The 13,643-nt window shown below is 71.7% G+C and carries 14 protein-coding genes; 10 read left to right on the forward strand and 4 right to left on the reverse strand.

The features are described from left to right. The first annotated feature begins 242 nt into the window (after positions 1-242). Genes IEZ05_RS17745 through IEZ05_RS17760 form a run of 4 tightly spaced genes read left to right on the forward strand, consistent with a single transcriptional unit; the run spans position 243 to position 4,520 of the window. Positions 243-1,535, forward strand: coding sequence for an extracellular solute-binding protein (locus IEZ05_RS17745; RefSeq protein ID WP_189231109.1), 1,293 nt, complete (start codon positions 243-245; stop codon positions 1,533-1,535). Between the two features lie 5 nt (positions 1,536-1,540). After that, positions 1,541-2,539 (forward strand): carbohydrate ABC transporter permease, encoded by a 999-nt coding sequence (locus IEZ05_RS17750; protein ID WP_189231110.1) that lies wholly within the window; start codon positions 1,541-1,543, stop codon positions 2,537-2,539. Beyond that, positions 2,536-3,375 (forward strand): carbohydrate ABC transporter permease, encoded by an 840-nt coding sequence (locus IEZ05_RS17755; protein WP_189231111.1) that lies wholly within the window; start codon positions 2,536-2,538, stop codon positions 3,373-3,375. The genes IEZ05_RS17750 and IEZ05_RS17755 overlap by 4 nt, the downstream gene beginning before the upstream one ends. 56 nt (positions 3,376-3,431) lie before the next feature. After that, positions 3,432-4,520, forward strand: coding sequence for an endo-1,4-beta-xylanase (locus tag IEZ05_RS17760; RefSeq protein WP_189231112.1), 1,089 nt, complete (start codon positions 3,432-3,434; stop codon positions 4,518-4,520). A gap of 93 nt (positions 4,521-4,613) precedes the next feature. Here the strand turns inward: IEZ05_RS17760 and IEZ05_RS17765 are convergent, their stop codons facing one another. Continuing rightward, positions 4,614-4,817 carry a DUF5999 family protein gene (locus IEZ05_RS17765; protein WP_189231113.1) on the reverse strand — a complete coding sequence of 68 codons (204 nt, stop codon included), beginning with the start codon at positions 4,815-4,817 and terminating at the stop codon, positions 4,614-4,616. A 279-nt stretch (positions 4,818-5,096) separates the two neighbouring features. Beyond that, complete coding sequence (locus IEZ05_RS17770; RefSeq protein WP_189231114.1) at positions 5,097-5,681, reverse strand: hypothetical protein; 585 nt, start codon at positions 5,679-5,681, stop codon at positions 5,097-5,099. Between the two features lie 578 nt (positions 5,682-6,259). Here IEZ05_RS17770 and IEZ05_RS17775 point away from each other — a divergent pair. Both IEZ05_RS17775 and IEZ05_RS17780 read left to right on the forward strand, forming a co-directional pair. Then, the gene (locus IEZ05_RS17775; protein WP_189231115.1) at positions 6,260-7,777 is read left to right on the forward strand and encodes a glutamate-cysteine ligase family protein; all 1,518 of its coding nucleotides are present in this window, start codon (positions 6,260-6,262) and stop codon (positions 7,775-7,777) included. An 82-nt stretch (positions 7,778-7,859) separates the two neighbouring features. Next, entirely contained in the window at positions 7,860-8,687 is an 828-nt protein-coding gene (locus IEZ05_RS17780) for a CPBP family intramembrane glutamic endopeptidase (RefSeq protein WP_189231116.1), read from the forward strand. Between the two features lie 40 nt (positions 8,688-8,727). On the opposite strand, the gene IEZ05_RS17785 is transcribed toward IEZ05_RS17780, so the two are convergent. Then, on the reverse strand, positions 8,728-9,537 hold the full coding sequence (locus IEZ05_RS17785) for a PhzF family phenazine biosynthesis protein (RefSeq protein WP_189231117.1): 810 nt from the start codon (positions 9,535-9,537) through the stop codon (positions 8,728-8,730). 163 nt (positions 9,538-9,700) lie between these two features. On the opposite strand from IEZ05_RS17785, the gene IEZ05_RS17790 reads away from it, so the two are divergent. After that, on the forward strand, positions 9,701-10,342 hold the full coding sequence (locus tag IEZ05_RS17790) for a PadR family transcriptional regulator (protein WP_189231118.1): 642 nt from the start codon (positions 9,701-9,703) through the stop codon (positions 10,340-10,342). An 82-nt stretch (positions 10,343-10,424) separates the two neighbouring features. Here IEZ05_RS17790 and IEZ05_RS17795 read toward each other — a convergent pair whose 3' ends face one another. Beyond that, positions 10,425-10,619, reverse strand: coding sequence for a hypothetical protein (locus tag IEZ05_RS17795; protein WP_189231464.1), 195 nt, complete (start codon positions 10,617-10,619; stop codon positions 10,425-10,427). A 199-nt stretch (positions 10,620-10,818) separates the two neighbouring features. On the opposite strand from IEZ05_RS17795, the gene IEZ05_RS17800 reads away from it, so the two are divergent. The 3 genes from IEZ05_RS17800 (at position 10,819) to IEZ05_RS17810 (ending at position 13,588) form a co-directional block, all read left to right on the forward strand. After that, positions 10,819-11,358 carry a Clp protease N-terminal domain-containing protein gene (locus IEZ05_RS17800; protein WP_189231119.1) on the forward strand — a complete coding sequence of 180 codons (540 nt, stop codon included), beginning with the start codon at positions 10,819-10,821 and terminating at the stop codon, positions 11,356-11,358. A gap of 96 nt (positions 11,359-11,454) precedes the next feature. Then, entirely contained in the window at positions 11,455-12,459 is a 1,005-nt protein-coding gene (locus IEZ05_RS17805; protein WP_189231120.1) for an EamA family transporter, read from the forward strand. A gap of 187 nt (positions 12,460-12,646) precedes the next feature. Continuing rightward, complete coding sequence (locus IEZ05_RS17810) at positions 12,647-13,588, forward strand: DMT family transporter (protein ID WP_189231121.1); 942 nt, start codon at positions 12,647-12,649, stop codon at positions 13,586-13,588. Positions 13,589-13,643 lie beyond the last annotated feature (55 nt).

Here is a 13,643-nt window from a genome sequence, read left to right on the forward strand (position 1 = left end):
GCAGGGGCCGCGCGGACGCCCCGCTGGTATGGGGCAGGTGCGACGAACGTTCGCGGCCTCAGCCGAATGTTTCGGCCATCTCCTGCCCTTCTGGGGCTCGTCGTGGCCCCTCGAGCGGGGCCGATCACAGATTCCTTCGGTACAAGGGCTTGCCACCGTTTATGGGCTGTCTCTAGGGTGCGGCAACAACGCAGCTTTCTGAATTCCTTCCGAAACTTTCGGAATTACTCGAGGAGCGCAAGATGGGCGACCCGGCACTGTCCCGCCGCGGCTTCATGGCGGCCTCCGCCGCGGCCGGTCTGGGAATGACGGCACTGAGCGGCTGTGGCGGCGACTCCGAGGGAGGTTCGTCGGGAACCACCACGATCGAGTGGTGGAACATCTCCACCACCCAGCCGACCAAGGACGTCTGGGCAGCGCTCGCGAAGCAGTTCGAGGCGCAGAACCCCAAGGTGAAGGTGAAGATCGTCCAGCTGGAGAACGACGCCTACAAGTCCAAAATGACGGCGCTCACCGCCTCCGGGAAACTCCCCGACATCTTCCACACCTGGGGCGGCGGCGTCCTCAAGCAGCAGGTCGAGGCCGGTCTCGTCGAGGACCTCACGGACCGGACGAAGGAGTGGGGCGACGGCCTGCTGCCGGTCGCCAAGGAGCCGTACCTCATCGAGGACAAGGTGTACGGCATCCCGTTCGACATCGGCATGGTCGGCTTCTGGTACAACAAGGCGCACTTCAAGAAGGCGGGCATCGCCGCGCCGCCGACCACCTGGAGCGGCTTCCTCGACGCCGTGCGCGCGCTGAAGGCCGCGAGGATCACGCCCATCGCCCTGGCCGGCAAGGAGAAGTGGCCCGGGATGTACTACTGGGCGTACCTGGCGATGCGCACCGCCGGAGCCGGTGCCCTGGAGAAGGCCAACGACGACAAGGACTTCACCGGGGACGAGTTCGTCCAGGCCGGGCAGCACCTGCAGGAGCTGGCGGACCTCCAGCCGTTCCAGAAGGGCTTCCTCGGGGCCGCCTACTCCACTCCCAGCGGCCAGGCCGCGGCCGTCGGCAACGGCAAGGCCGCGATGGAACTGATGGGTCAGTGGGCCCCGGTGGTGGAGGCCGACTCGGGCAAGGGCCTGGGGAAGGACCTCGGCTTCTTCCCGTTCCCGGCCGTCGAGGGCGGCAAGGGCGCGATCACCGAGGTGTTCGGCGGCGGCGGAGGACACGCGCTGCGCCAGGGCGCCCCGCAGGCCGCCGTCGACTTCCTGAAGTTCTTCGCCTCGGCCGCCACCGACCGCGAACTGGTCAAGAAGACCGGAGTCCTCCCGGTGGTACCGGCCGCCGAGGACGTCCTGACCGACCCCAACCTCCAGGCCGTGCAGAAGCAGCTCAAGGGAACCACCGGCTTCCAGCTCTACCTCGACCAGGCCTACGCGCCCGCCCTCGGCCAGGAGATCAACGACAGCGTCGCCGCGCTCATCGCCGGCTCCAAGTCGCCGCAACAGGTCGCCGAGTCGATCACGAAGACCGCGAAGGAAGAGCAGTAGGCCCGATGACCTCCACGTTCCTGCCGGACAAGCGGACCGGCCCCGACGCCGACCGCCCGCCCCCGCCCGCCGACGCGGGCCGGGGCCGGGCCCGGCGCCGTACGTACCACTGGCTCACCGCGGTCGGCTTCCAGGTGCCCGCGCTGGTGCTGTTCATCGTCCTGGTGCTGCTGCCCATCCTGTTCGCGCTGTACGCCGCCTTCTTCCGCTGGGGCGGCTTCGGGATGCCCTCGGAGTACATCGGCACCGAGAACTTCACCCGCGCGTTCGACGACCCGGTCTTCCTCGGCGACCTGTGGCGCTGCCTGCTCCTGGTCGTGCTCAGCCTCGTGCTGCAACTGCCGTTCGCGCTCGCCATGGCGGTGCTGCTGAACCAGAGGATGCGCGGCCGGGCCGTGTACCGGATGCTCTTCTTCGCACCGTACGTGCTCTCCGAGGCCATCACCGGCGTGCTGTTCGCCATGATCTTCGCTCCGGGCGACGGCCTCGCCGACCACATCCTGGGCCGCATCGGCCTGGAAGGACTCGGCGGTGAGTGGTTCGCCGACCCGTCGATGGTCATGGCGACCCTCTTCCTGGCGATGACCTGGAAGTACTTCGGCTTCCACATGATGCTCTACCTGGCCGGTCTCCAGTCGATCCCCAAGGAGCTGAACGAGGCGGCGCTCATCGACGGCGCGAACGCCTGGCAGCGCTTCCGCGGCGTGACCCTGCCGCTGCTCGCGCCCACCCTGCGCATCAGCGTCTTCCTGTCGGTCATCGGCGCGATCCAGCTGTTCGACCTGGTCTGGGTGATCACCCAGGGCGGCCCCGACCACCACTCCGAGACCATGGCCGTGACCATGTTCCAGTTCGGCTTCAAGCGCTACCAGGTCGGCTACGCCAGCGCGATCAGCGTGGTCATGTTCGGCATCAGCCTCGTCTTCGCCCTCGCCTACCAGCGATTCGTGCTCCGGCGCGACCTGGAGGGAGCCACCACGACCATGCGAGGAGGCGGGAAGTGACCGTGCGTTCCAAGTCCCGTGCGAGGCGGGTCCTTCCCGTGCACGTCGTCCTGATCGTCGTCGGCGCCGTGATGGCCGTACCGCTGCTGTACGCGGTGCTGTCCGGCTTCAAGTCCACCGACCAGCTCTCCAGCAACCCCGTCGGGCTGCCCGACCCGTGGGTGACCTCCAACTACACCGACATCCTGGCGTCGGGCTCCTTCTGGCGGCTCGTCGGCAGCAGCACGCTGATCGCGGTGGCGACCACCGTCCTCGTGGTCGTGGTGTCCGCGCTGGCCGCGTTCTCCTTCGCCCGGTTCGCCTTCCGCGGGCGGGAGTTGCTGTTCACCCTGTTCACCATGGGGTTGATGTTCCCCTTCGCGGTAGCCGCCCTGCCGCTGTTCCTGCTGCTGCGCTCCCTGGGCCTGCTGGACAACCCGCTGGGCGTCATCCTGCCGCAGGCGGCCTTCGGACTGCCGATGACGATCATCATCCTGCGCGGCTTCTTCCGGGAGATCCCCGGGGAGCTGGAGGAGGCGGCCACGCTCGACGGCTGCGGTCCGCTCGGCTTCTTCTGGCGGGTGCTGCTGCCCATGGCCCGGCCCGCGCTCGGCACCGTCTCGGTCCTGGCGGTGGTCACCAGCTGGAACAACTTCTTCCTGCCGCTGCTGGTGTTCACCGACTCCACGTGGTGGACGATCCCGATCGGCGTCCAGCAGTTCCAGGGGCAGTACTCGGCCGACACGGCCCGCGTCTTCGCCTACCTGGTCCTGGCGATGGTGCCGGCCCTCGCCTTCTACTCCGTCGCCGAGCGCCAGCTCGTCGGCGGTCTGACCGCGGGCGCCACGAAGGGATGACCCGCGCCGCGGACGCGAACGTGTCACACCCGCACCCGAACGTGAGGAGTCGCAGCATGCGTACGTCCCGCACGACCATCCGCTCCCGTACCCGGCTCAGACTCGCCGGCGCGCTGGCCGTCGCGCTGGTCGCGGCCGGCGTCGCCACCGGGCCCGCGGCCAGTGCCGGTGAGGAGCGGCACGGCAAGGACCGCGGTACGCTCGCCGACCTGGCCCAGCGGCACGGCCGGTACTTCGGCAGCGCCACCGACAACCCCGAGCTCACCGACGGCCCCTACACCGCGCTGCTGGCCAGCGAGTTCGACCAGATCACGCCCGGCAACGGGATGAAGTGGTACGCCACCGAGCCGCAGCAGGGAGTCTTCGACTGGTCGGCGGGCGACGAGATCGTCGACCTCGCCCGCGCCGGCCACCAGAAGGTGCGCGGCCACACCCTGGTCTGGCACAGCCAGCTGCCGGGCTGGATCACGGACCGTGACTGGACGGCCGACGAGCTCAGGGCGGTACTGAAGAAGCACATCCAGGCCGAGGTACGGCACTACCGGGGCAAGGTCTTCGCCTGGGACGTCGTCAACGAGGCCTTCAACGAGGACGGCACCTACCGGGAGACCGTCTTCTACAGAACACTCGGCCCCGGCTACATCGCCGACGCGCTGCGCTGGGCCCACCAGGCCGACCCGCACGTCAAGCTCTACCTGAACGACTACAACATCGAGGCCGTCGGCCCGAAGAGCGACGCCTACCTGCGGCTGGCGAAGGAGCTGAGGGCCGAGGGCGTGCCGCTGCACGGCATCGGTCTGCAGACCCACCTGGCCCTGCAGTACGGCTACCCGACCAGCTTGGAGGAGAACCTCCGCCGCTTCGCGCGGCTGGGTCTGGACACCGCCCTGACCGAGGTCGACATCCGCATGGAGCTCCCCGCGGACGAGGCGAAGCTCGCCACGCAGGCCGACTGGTACCGGCAGCTCACCGAGGACTGCCTGGCCGTGCGGCGGTGCGTGGGCATCACGCTGTGGGACTACACGGACAAGTACTCGTGGATCCCGGCGTTCTTCGAGGGCGAGGGTGCGGCCCTGCCCTGGGACGAGAGCCTGCGTCCGAAGCCGGCGTACTACGCGATCAGGGAGGCACTCGGCGGGAGGTGAGCGCCCCGTACGCGCCGGGGCCGGCCCGCGGGAGCATCCGCGGGCCGGCCCCGGAGTGCCGGGCGGAGCGGCGCCGTACCGCCCGGCGGGTGCTCAGGCGGCGGTCATCAGCCCGGTGCCGAGCGGACGGTGCGGAGCGATGATCCGGCCGTCCGGCAGAAGCTCACCGGTGTCCTCGAAGAGGACGACGCCGTTGCACAGCAGGCTCCATCCCTGTTCCGGGTGGTGCGCCACGAGACGGGCGGATTCCCGGTCGGCGGAGTCGGCTGGAGGACACGGTGGCTGGTGCTGACACATGAGTGGGGTCTCTCGGTCCGTCGTGATGGATGAGTACGCTGTCTGGTCTGTCCCGCGGCGTGAAACGTCGTCCATGGCCGCCCCCCCGTTTGATAGGTCGGTCCGAACCCAGTGTTGCCCCACGGGCGCCGTTCCGCAGGTATTTCGCAGCACCGCTTCTCACGGGTTTCAGACGCGTCACCCACGCGGGCGGTTCATCGCAACTGCATTGTCACTTCGGATGATTCAGCATGGCCGGATAGGACTAGTCCGCCCGGGACGGCCCGGACGGACGAGCGGTCAGGCGGGGGAGCGCAGCAGCCGCGTCGGCGTCACCCGGTGGGTCAGGAGGGGGAGCAACTCGGCTACCCGGTGCGGCCGGTGGGCCGCGATACCGGGCGGTGCCGGCGCGAGCGGCACCAGCAGGTCGGTGCCGGCGGGGTACCCCTCGGCCGGGTCGGCGGCGCAGTCGCCGTGCAGCCACAGCGTCAGCATGTAGAGGCCCGGCACCGACAGCAGACGCGGCTGGTAGGGCTGCGGCAGCGTCTCCGCCTGGCGCAGTGCCCGTTCGGTCGACGCGATGTAGGGGCCCTCGAAGAAGCGGGAGAAGGCCCACCCGTCCGGGGTCGGCATGGTCTCCGCCGCCGCCACCGCCCGGTCGCCGGAGCGGATCAGGAACCGCCAGCCGGTCAGCCGGGTGGCCGTCACGCCCTCGGCGGAGACCCCGTCCAGGACGTGCACGGGCAGGGGCAGTTCGGGGGTGGTCGGCCCCTGGGCGCCGAGCAGGGACGGGGTCCGGGCCTCGCGGACCGCGGTGGGAGACGAGAGTGCGGTCAGGACGGAGCGCAGGGCGGGCGCGGGAGCCGGGGGGACATGCAGCGGCATGGTGGGTCGCCTCTCATTCGAAGGCACGGTGGCGCGAGGGCGGTGCGTGACAGGGCGGGGTGGGGCGTGCGGGGCGGACGACGCTGTCAGCTCACGGGGTGGAGAGGCAGGGGCCGGGGTCCGAGAACCGAGAAGTGGGGTGAGGCCTGCCGTGCGTCAGCTCGGCGGCAGGATCCATCGACCGTGGACGCCGGTCTTCTGCCTTGTTCGCGGAGTTTATACGACATGTGTTCAGACTGTGTTTCGTCTAGCCGTCCGCGGCAAGCAGAACAAGGGCACATTCGGTCGTGGAAATGCGGTAATCCTCCGGATTTCACGCCCGGCGCACGACGCTGACCTCGGGGAATCCTCACCGAGCGGTCGGCCCGTTCTCGTCGGCGTTTTTCACGAGTTGGCGGGCCCTGAAACTGCGGGGTGCGCCATGCCCGGCGAATGTGCCACCGGTCACATCGGTTCAGCGTAGCGGGTGCCGGGGCCGTGCGGGGACGTTATCGATCGCTTCGGCTGGGCATCATCCCACCTGACCGGCACACCGGCGGCCGGATCTTCAACCCACCGCTCCGAGAAGGGACTCTTCCATGGGGGAGAAGGTCGTGGCAGGTCAGTTCGACCTGTCCGATCGCCAGCGCTACCGCGACAAGCTCCAGCGGTGCCTGACGGGCCTGGAGCGACTGCTGGCGGAGAAGCGGTTCGACCGTCCGAAGAACCTGATGGGGCTGGAGATCGAATTGAATCTCGTCGGTTCCGACGGGATGCCGAAAATGTTGAATGCGCAAGTCCTCGAGCGCATCGCGAGCCGCGACTTCCAAACAGAGCTCGCCATGTTCAACCTGGAAGTCAACATCGCACCGCACCGATTGGGCGGCCGGGTATTCGACCGGCTCGCCGAGGAGATCCGCACGTCACTGGCGTATGCGGACCGGAAGGCCGGCGAGGTCGACGCGGGAATCGCGATGATCGGAATTCTGCCGACCCTCGACCGGGACGACCTGGTCTCGTCCAACCTCTCGGCCGTCGACCGCTACGCGCTGCTCAACGAACAGATCGTGGCGGCCCGCGGCGAGGACTTCACGCTCGACATCGAGGGCGTCGAGCGCCTCACCTGCACGTCCAAGTCGATCGCCCCGGAGGCCGCCTGCACCTCGGTGCAGCTGCATCTCCAGGTCACCCCGGACCGCTTCGCCGACGTGTGGAACGCGGCCCAGGCGGTCACGGCCGCGCAGATCGCCCTCGGCGCCAACGCGCCCTTCCTGTTCGGCCGCGAGCTGTGGCGCGAGTCGCGGCCCCCGCTGTTCCAGCAGTCCACCGACACCCGCCCGCCCGAGCTCCAGGCCCAGGGGGTGCGTCCGCGCACCTGGTTCGGGGAACGGTGGGTGACCTCGGCGTACGACCTGTTCGAGGAGAACCGGCGCTACTACCCGGCACTGCTGCCGATCTGCGACGACGAGGACCCGCTGGAGGTCCTGGACGCGGGCGGCGTGCCCAAGCTCGCGGAACTCGTCCTGCACAACGGCACGGTCTACCGCTGGAACCGCCCCGTCTACGACATCGCCGACGGCGTCCCGCACCTGCGGGTGGAGAACCGCGTCCTGCCCGCCGGCCCCACCGTCACCGACGTCATCGCCAACGCGGCCTTCTACTACGGCGTCGTCCGCGCGCTCGCCGATGAGCCCCGGCCGGTGTGGACCCGGCTGCCGTTCGAGGCCGCCGCCGCCAACTTCGAGGCCGCGTGCCGCCACGGCATCGACGCCCGCTTCGAGTGGCCCCGGCGCGGCAGGCTCGGCGGCACCACCGAGGTCGACGCCGCCGTCCTCGTACGCGAGGAACTGCTGCCGCTCGCCGAGGCGGGGCTGGACGCGTGGGGCGTGGAGCCCGCCGACCGGGACCTGTACCTCGGGGTGATCGAGGAGCGGTGCCGGCGCCGGGTCAACGGCGCGTCCTGGCAGGCGGCCACGTTCCACCAGGCGCTGGAGGCGGGTCTGTCCCGGGACGCGGCGCTGGCCGCGACGACCAGGCGCTACGTCGAGCTCATGCACCAGGGCGATCCCGTGCACCTGTGGCCGGTGGGCCTGCCGGAGCCGGCACCGCTGGGCTGACGGCCACCGGGGCCCGCCCCCGCCGCGCGCCGCCTCATACTGATCGGGCAAGCTGTGACGTCCCAGCTGGAGGCAGGTGTGCATGGCGGAGGCGGGCCCGGTGGACGATGCGTTCCCTCAGCAGCCACTCGACGAGGAACCCCCTCGCGAGGGGCGGCTCTCGCGGCGGATCCTGCGTGACGAGACGCTGCTCGTCCTGGCGCTGTCGCTCGGCGCGAGCGGAGTGTCCGCCCTCATCAGCTTCATCGGCTCGCTCACCCGGCCCGGCGGTCTCAAGGACCAGGCGGCCACCCTCAACGCCTCGGCCGCGCCCGGCCGCCCCTGGCTGGACCTGGCCTGGCAGCTCTTCGGGATCACCACCGCACTGGTCCCGGTCGCCCTGGTCGCGCACTTCCTGCTGCGCGAGGGCCGCAGTCTGCGCGCCCTCGGCTTCGACCGCACCCGCCCGTGGCCGGACCTGGCTCGCGGGGCCGCCGTGGCCGCCGTCATCGGCAGTACCGGCATCGCCTTCTACCTGGCCGCCCGGGGTCTCGGATTCAACCTGACCGTGGTGCCCGAGGCGCTGCCCGAGGTGTGGTGGAAGTACCCCGTGCTCATCCTCTCGGCGGTGCAGAACTCCGTCCTGGAGGAGGTCATCGTCGTCGGCTATCTGCTGCGCCGGCTCGACCAGCTGGGCTGGAGCCGGGGCGCCTCGATGGCGGCCAGTTCGGTGCTGCGCGGGTCGTACCACCTCTACCAGGGCGTCGGCGGCTTCGTCGGGAACATGGTGATGGGCGTGGTGTTCGTGTATCTGTACCGCCGCTGGGGCCGGGTGGGTCCGCTGGTGGTGGCGCACTCGCTGCTCGACATCGGGGCCTTCGTGGGCTACGCGCTGCTGGCCGGAAAGGTCGACTGGCTGCCGACGGCGTGACGGGGACCCGGGAGCCTCCCGCGCCCCCGTCACGCGGGGCCTAGGCCAGCAGCTCGCCCTCGATCACCGTCACCGCGCGTCCGCTCAGCAGCGTGCGGTCGCCGCGCACCTCCGTGCGGACGCGGCCGGAGCGGGGCGAGGCCTGGAGCCCGGTGAGGACGGGGCGGCCCAGGCGCTCGGCCCAGTAGGGCGCGAGCGCCGTGTGGGCGCTGCCGGTTACCGGGTCCTCGTCGATGCCGACGTTCGGGAAGAAGCAGCGGGAGACGTAGTCGTAGCCGCGGGAGGGGTCCTCCGCGCGGGCCGTGGCGATGATGCCGCGCCGGGAGTGGGCGGCCAGGGCCTTGTGGTCCGGGGTCAGTCCCCGGACGGTCTTCTCGTCGGCGACCTCCACCAGCAGGTCACCGACGTCCGGACCGGTGTCGAGGGCCGCGTGCGGCTGCGCGCCCAGCGCTTCGGCGACGCCCGCGGGGACGTCGACCGGCGTGAGCGGCGCGGTCGGGAAGTCGAGGGTGATCGAGCCGTCCTCGCGGGGCGTGGCGATCAGGACGCCGCTGCGGGTGGCGAACCGCACCGGACCCTCGTGGGCCCCCGTGGTGTGCAGGACGTGGGCCGTGGCGAGGGTCGCGTGGCCGCACATCGCGACCTCGGTGGCGGGCGTGAACCAGCGCAGCGCCCAGTCGGCCGCACCGCCCGCGGGCAGCGGGTGGGCGAACGCGGTCTCGGCGTGGTTGACCTCCAGGGCGACCTCCTGGAGCCGGTCGTCCTCCGGGAACGCGTCGAGGAGGAGTACCCCGGCGGGGTTGCCGGCGAAGGGCCGGTCGGTGAAGGCGTCGACGATTCGGATGCGCATGCGCTGACGCTAGATGCCCGGCCGAGCAGCGGGCCAAGGCCAATTCGCGAGTTCTGGCCCGACTTCCGGGGTGCCGGGCTGTCGGCAGGGGCTTGTCGAACGACAGCTTCCGATATATCGTTGAAGCATCGCGACAGATCAACGACTGAATGGAGTGATGGCGATGCGTACCCACGGATACGAGCGTGGACACGGTGGACACGGGCGTGGAGAGGGCGGTCCCTTCGGCCGTGGCGGCTTCGACGGCCGGCGCGCGGCGTTCGGCCCCTTCGGGCCGGGCGGTCCCGGCGGCCCCGGCGGTCCCTTCGGACCGGGCTTCGGTCCCGGCCCGTGGGGTGGCCGAGGGCGGGGCGGACCCAGGGGGAGGGCGCGGCGCGGCGACGTACGGGCGTCGATCCTCGCCCTGCTCAAGGAGCGTCCGATGCACGGCTACGAGATGATCCAGGAGATCGCCGAGCGCAGCGGCGGGGCGTGGAAGCCCAGCCCCGGTTCGGTGTACCCCACCCTCCAGCTGCTGGAGGACGAGGGCCTGATCGCCAGCGAGAGCGAGGGCGGCAAGAAGCTCTTCTCGCTCACCGAGGCGGGCCGCACCGCGGCCGAGGACGGCCCCGAGGCGCCCTGGGAGGAGGCCTCCCGCGGCGTCGACTGGGAGGCGCTGAACGACATCCGGCAGGCCGGCTTCGGTCTGATGGAGGCCTTCGGGCAGGTCTGGAAGACCGGCAGCAAGGAGCAGCGGGAGAAGGCGCTCGCCGTCATCGGCGACGCCCGCAAGAAGCTGTACCTGATCCTCGCCGACGAGGACTGACGGGACAGACCGGTACGGCACGGCCGGGCGCCCCGCGGAGTGATCCGCGGGGCGCCTTCGTGCGCGTGCCGACGCGCCGCGTTCAGTCCATCCGCCGTATCACCGCCGCGTCGAAGAGATCCCACGCGCGCGGGAGGGCGCTCTCGTCGTGACAGTGCCAGGCCTCCCAGAACAGATCGGCGGCCAGCGCGTCCTCGGGGGCGTACACCCGGTACACGTACTGCCGGCCGTCGACCGCCGGCAGTCCCACCAGCCAGCACTCGCACCTGCTCCTCATGCCCCTGTCGGACTCCCGACGGCACGCCGGGGTTGTACCCGGAGACGTTCCGCAAGGCGGCGCGCGTCCGACGGGGAGGAACGGCGTGATCTCATCCGTAAGGAGGAGATTCCGGCACCCCGGGTCCACTCTGTGTGGGACGCGGAAATGCTCCCCTTCGGGGATGACCCGCGTCGCAGGGGCTGATGTGCTGGGTGTTGTGCAACCCCGTATCCCCCGGCAGTCGGCCGGTGAGCAAGGCGACCGGCGCCCGGACGGTGTCGACGCCGACGCCCGGTTCAGCGCGGAACTGGCGCCGGTGGTCTCCGGTGCCCGCCGCAGAGCGGTGCGGGACGGGGACCGGCAGATCGACACGGCCCATCTGCTGCACTCGCTCCTGGAGTACGACCCCGAGGCGCGGGCCGTCCTCGGCGAGGGGCCGCGGCTCGCCCGCCTGCTCGGCTACCTCGTGCAGCGCAGCATCGGATACGGCCTGCGCTGGCAGAGCACCGTCGAGGACTCCGGCTCCGTGCCCGTGGTGGGCGGGGCCGCCGGGTTCTCGCCCCTGGCCGCGGCGGCCATGGAGGACGCCCGCGCCCGCGCCGCGCGGCGGGGGGCGGCCGAGGCGTGCGGCATCGACCTGCTCGCCGCCCTCGTCGCGGATCCGCAGGCGCGGGCCGTCGAGGTGCTCGGCCGTGCCGCCGTCGATCCCCGTGCGGTCCTCGCCCGGGTGGACAACCACTTCGAGCCGACGCCCTGACCCAGGCCCCGGCCCCGTGACCGGTGCCGCGCCGGATGTCCAGCCGGTGAGACAGGTGTCATCGGGGGTGACGGTCATGTCGTCCCCTGTCATCATGTGCCGGTGCAGACGACTGACAGCCCTCGCGCCGGCCATGGAAAGGGCGCCGGACTCGGACTCGCGCTCGCCTCGGCGGTCGCCTTCGGAGGATCCGGCGTCGCGGCCAAGCCGCTGATCGAGGCGGGCCTCGACCCGCTCCACGTGGTCTGGCTGCGGGTGGCCGGCGCGGCGCTGGTGATGCTGCCGCTCGCCGTGCGCCACCGCGGGCTGCTGCGCCGCCGCCCGGGGCTGCTGGCCGGCTTCGGCCTCTTCGCCGTCGCGGGCGTACAGGCCTGCTACTTCGCCGCGCTCTCCCGGATCCCCGTCGGCGTCGCCCTGCTCGTCGAGTACCTGGCCCCGGCCCTGGTCCTCGGCTGGGTGCGGTTCGTGCAGCGCCGGCCGGTGACGCGGGCGGCCGCGCTCGGCGTGGTCCTCGCGGTCGGCGGGCTCGCCTGCGTCGTGGAGGTCTGGTCCGGCCTCGGCTTCGACGCCCTCGGGCTGCTGCTCGCGCTGGGCGCGGCCTGCTGCCAGGTCGGCTACTTCGTCCTGTCCGACCAGGGCAGCGACGCGGGCGACGACGCGCCCGACCCGCTGGGCGTCATCGCCTACGGGCTGCTCGTAGGGGCGGCCGTGCTCACCGTGATCGCCCGTCCCTGGACCATGGACTGGTCCCTCCTCGCGGACACCGCGCCCATGAACGGCACGCCCGTCGCCGCCGCGCTGCTGCTCGCCTGGATCGTCCTCGTCGCCACGGTCCTCGCCTACGTCACCGGCGTGCTCTCCGTGCGCCGCCTGTCACCGCAGGTCGCGGGCGTCGTGGCGTGCCTGGAGGCGGTCATCGCGACCGTCCTGGCCTGGGTCCTGCTCGGCGAACACCTCTCGGCGCCGCAGATCGTCGGGGGCGTGGTGGTCCTCGTGGGCGCCTTCATCGCCCAGTCGTCGGCGCCCGCCAAGGGCTCCGCGGACCCGGTGGCCAGCGGCGGGCCCGAAAGGGAGTTGTCCAGCCGCGGGACGGCGACCTAGAGTGCCGATCATGCACGCGACCGCACTCGTCCTCCCGCCTCCGGCCGCCTGAGGCGGGCCCTCCGCAAGCCGCCCGGCCCGTAGTGGCCGGGCCGGTCGGTGCTGCCCGCAGACGCCAGTCCACCCACCCCCGCCCGAGGGGTGGACCCCGACGTCCGCGCCCCGTGCGCGTCTGCGGAGAGAACTCGTGTCGAATGCCGTCTCCGGCCTGCCCGTAGGGCGTGGCCTCCTCTATCTGATCGTCGCCGGTGCCGCGTGGGGCACTGCCGGTGCCGCCGCCTCGCTGGTCTACCGGACCAGTGACATGGGGCCCGTGACCCTGTCCTTCTGGCGCTGCGCCGCCGGTCTCGTGCTGCTGCTCGCCGCCCGCCCGCTGCGCCCGCGGGTGCGGCCCGCCGTACCGGAGCCGCGGCGCCGCAAGGTGCTGCGGGCCGTCCTCACCGGCCTCGGTCTCGCCGTGTTCCAGACCGCCTACTTCGCCGCGGTGCAGGCGACCGGGCTCGCCGTGGCCACCGTCGTCACCCTCGGCGCCGGCCCGGTGCTCATCGCGCTCGGCGCGCGCCAGGCCCTCGGGGAGCGGCTGGGCGGGGGTGGGGCGGCCGCGGTCGTCGGCGCCCTCGCCGGGCTCGGGGTGCTCGTCCTCGGCGACGGCAGGACGTCCGTCGAACCCCGGGGTGTACTCCTCGCCCTGGTGTCGGCAGCCGGGTACTCCGCGATGACGCTCCTCACCCGCTGGTGGGGGCGCGACGGTTCGGCGGACGCGGCCAGTACGTCCGTCGGGGCGTTCGCCGTCACGAGCCTGTGCCTGCTGCCCTTCGCCCTCGCCGAGGGGCTGGTGCCGCACAGCGCCGAACCGGTCCGGCTGCTGTGGCTCCTGGCGTACGTCGCGGCCGTCCCGACCGCCCTCGCCTACGGCCTCTACTTCGCCGGCGCGGCCGTCGTCCGGTCGGCCACCGTGTCCGTGATCATGCTGCTCGAACCGGTCAGCGCGGCGGCGCTGGCCGTCGTCCTGCTCGGTGAGCACCTCACCGCGGCGACCCTGGCCGGCACCGTGCTGATGCTCGGCTCGGTCGCGGGACTCGCGGTGGCGGAGGCGCGGCAGGCGCGGACGCCCACGGCGCTCGCCTGACGACGGTCCCTTCCGCGCGGGGGCTCCACCCGGCGCCCTCGCGCGGGCGTCCTAT

Origin of the sequence: Streptomyces flaveolus, assembly GCF_014648815.1 — a bacterium.
In the GTDB taxonomy this organism is placed as follows: Bacteria; Actinomycetota; Actinomycetes; order Streptomycetales; family Streptomycetaceae; genus Streptomyces; species Streptomyces flaveolus.

What these genes read in the sequence shown, in the direction of transcription:
- IEZ05_RS17745 (WP_189231109.1), top strand. Translation starts at nt 243, where the DNA reads ATGGGCGACCCGGCACTGTCCCGCCGCGGCTTCATGGCGGCCTCCGCC.
- IEZ05_RS17750 (WP_189231110.1), top strand. Translation starts at nt 1,541, where the DNA reads ATGACCTCCACGTTCCTGCCGGACAAGCGGACCGGCCCCGACGCCGAC.
- IEZ05_RS17760 (WP_189231112.1), top strand. Translation starts at nt 3,432, where the DNA reads ATGCGTACGTCCCGCACGACCATCCGCTCCCGTACCCGGCTCAGACTC.
- IEZ05_RS17765 (WP_189231113.1), bottom strand. Translation starts at nt 4,817, where the DNA reads ATGTGTCAGCACCAGCCACCGTGTCCTCCAGCCGACTCCGCCGACCGG.
- IEZ05_RS17770 (WP_189231114.1), bottom strand. Translation starts at nt 5,681, where the DNA reads ATGCCGCTGCATGTCCCCCCGGCTCCCGCGCCCGCCCTGCGCTCCGTC.
- IEZ05_RS17775 (WP_189231115.1), top strand. Translation starts at nt 6,260, where the DNA reads ATGGGGGAGAAGGTCGTGGCAGGTCAGTTCGACCTGTCCGATCGCCAG.
- IEZ05_RS17780 (WP_189231116.1), top strand. Translation starts at nt 7,860, where the DNA reads ATGGCGGAGGCGGGCCCGGTGGACGATGCGTTCCCTCAGCAGCCACTC.
- IEZ05_RS17785 (WP_189231117.1), bottom strand. Translation starts at nt 9,537, where the DNA reads ATGCGCATCCGAATCGTCGACGCCTTCACCGACCGGCCCTTCGCCGGC.
- IEZ05_RS17790 (WP_189231118.1), top strand. Translation starts at nt 9,701, where the DNA reads ATGCGTACCCACGGATACGAGCGTGGACACGGTGGACACGGGCGTGGA.
- IEZ05_RS17795 (WP_189231464.1), bottom strand. Translation starts at nt 10,619, where the DNA reads ATGAGGAGCAGGTGCGAGTGCTGGCTGGTGGGACTGCCGGCGGTCGAC.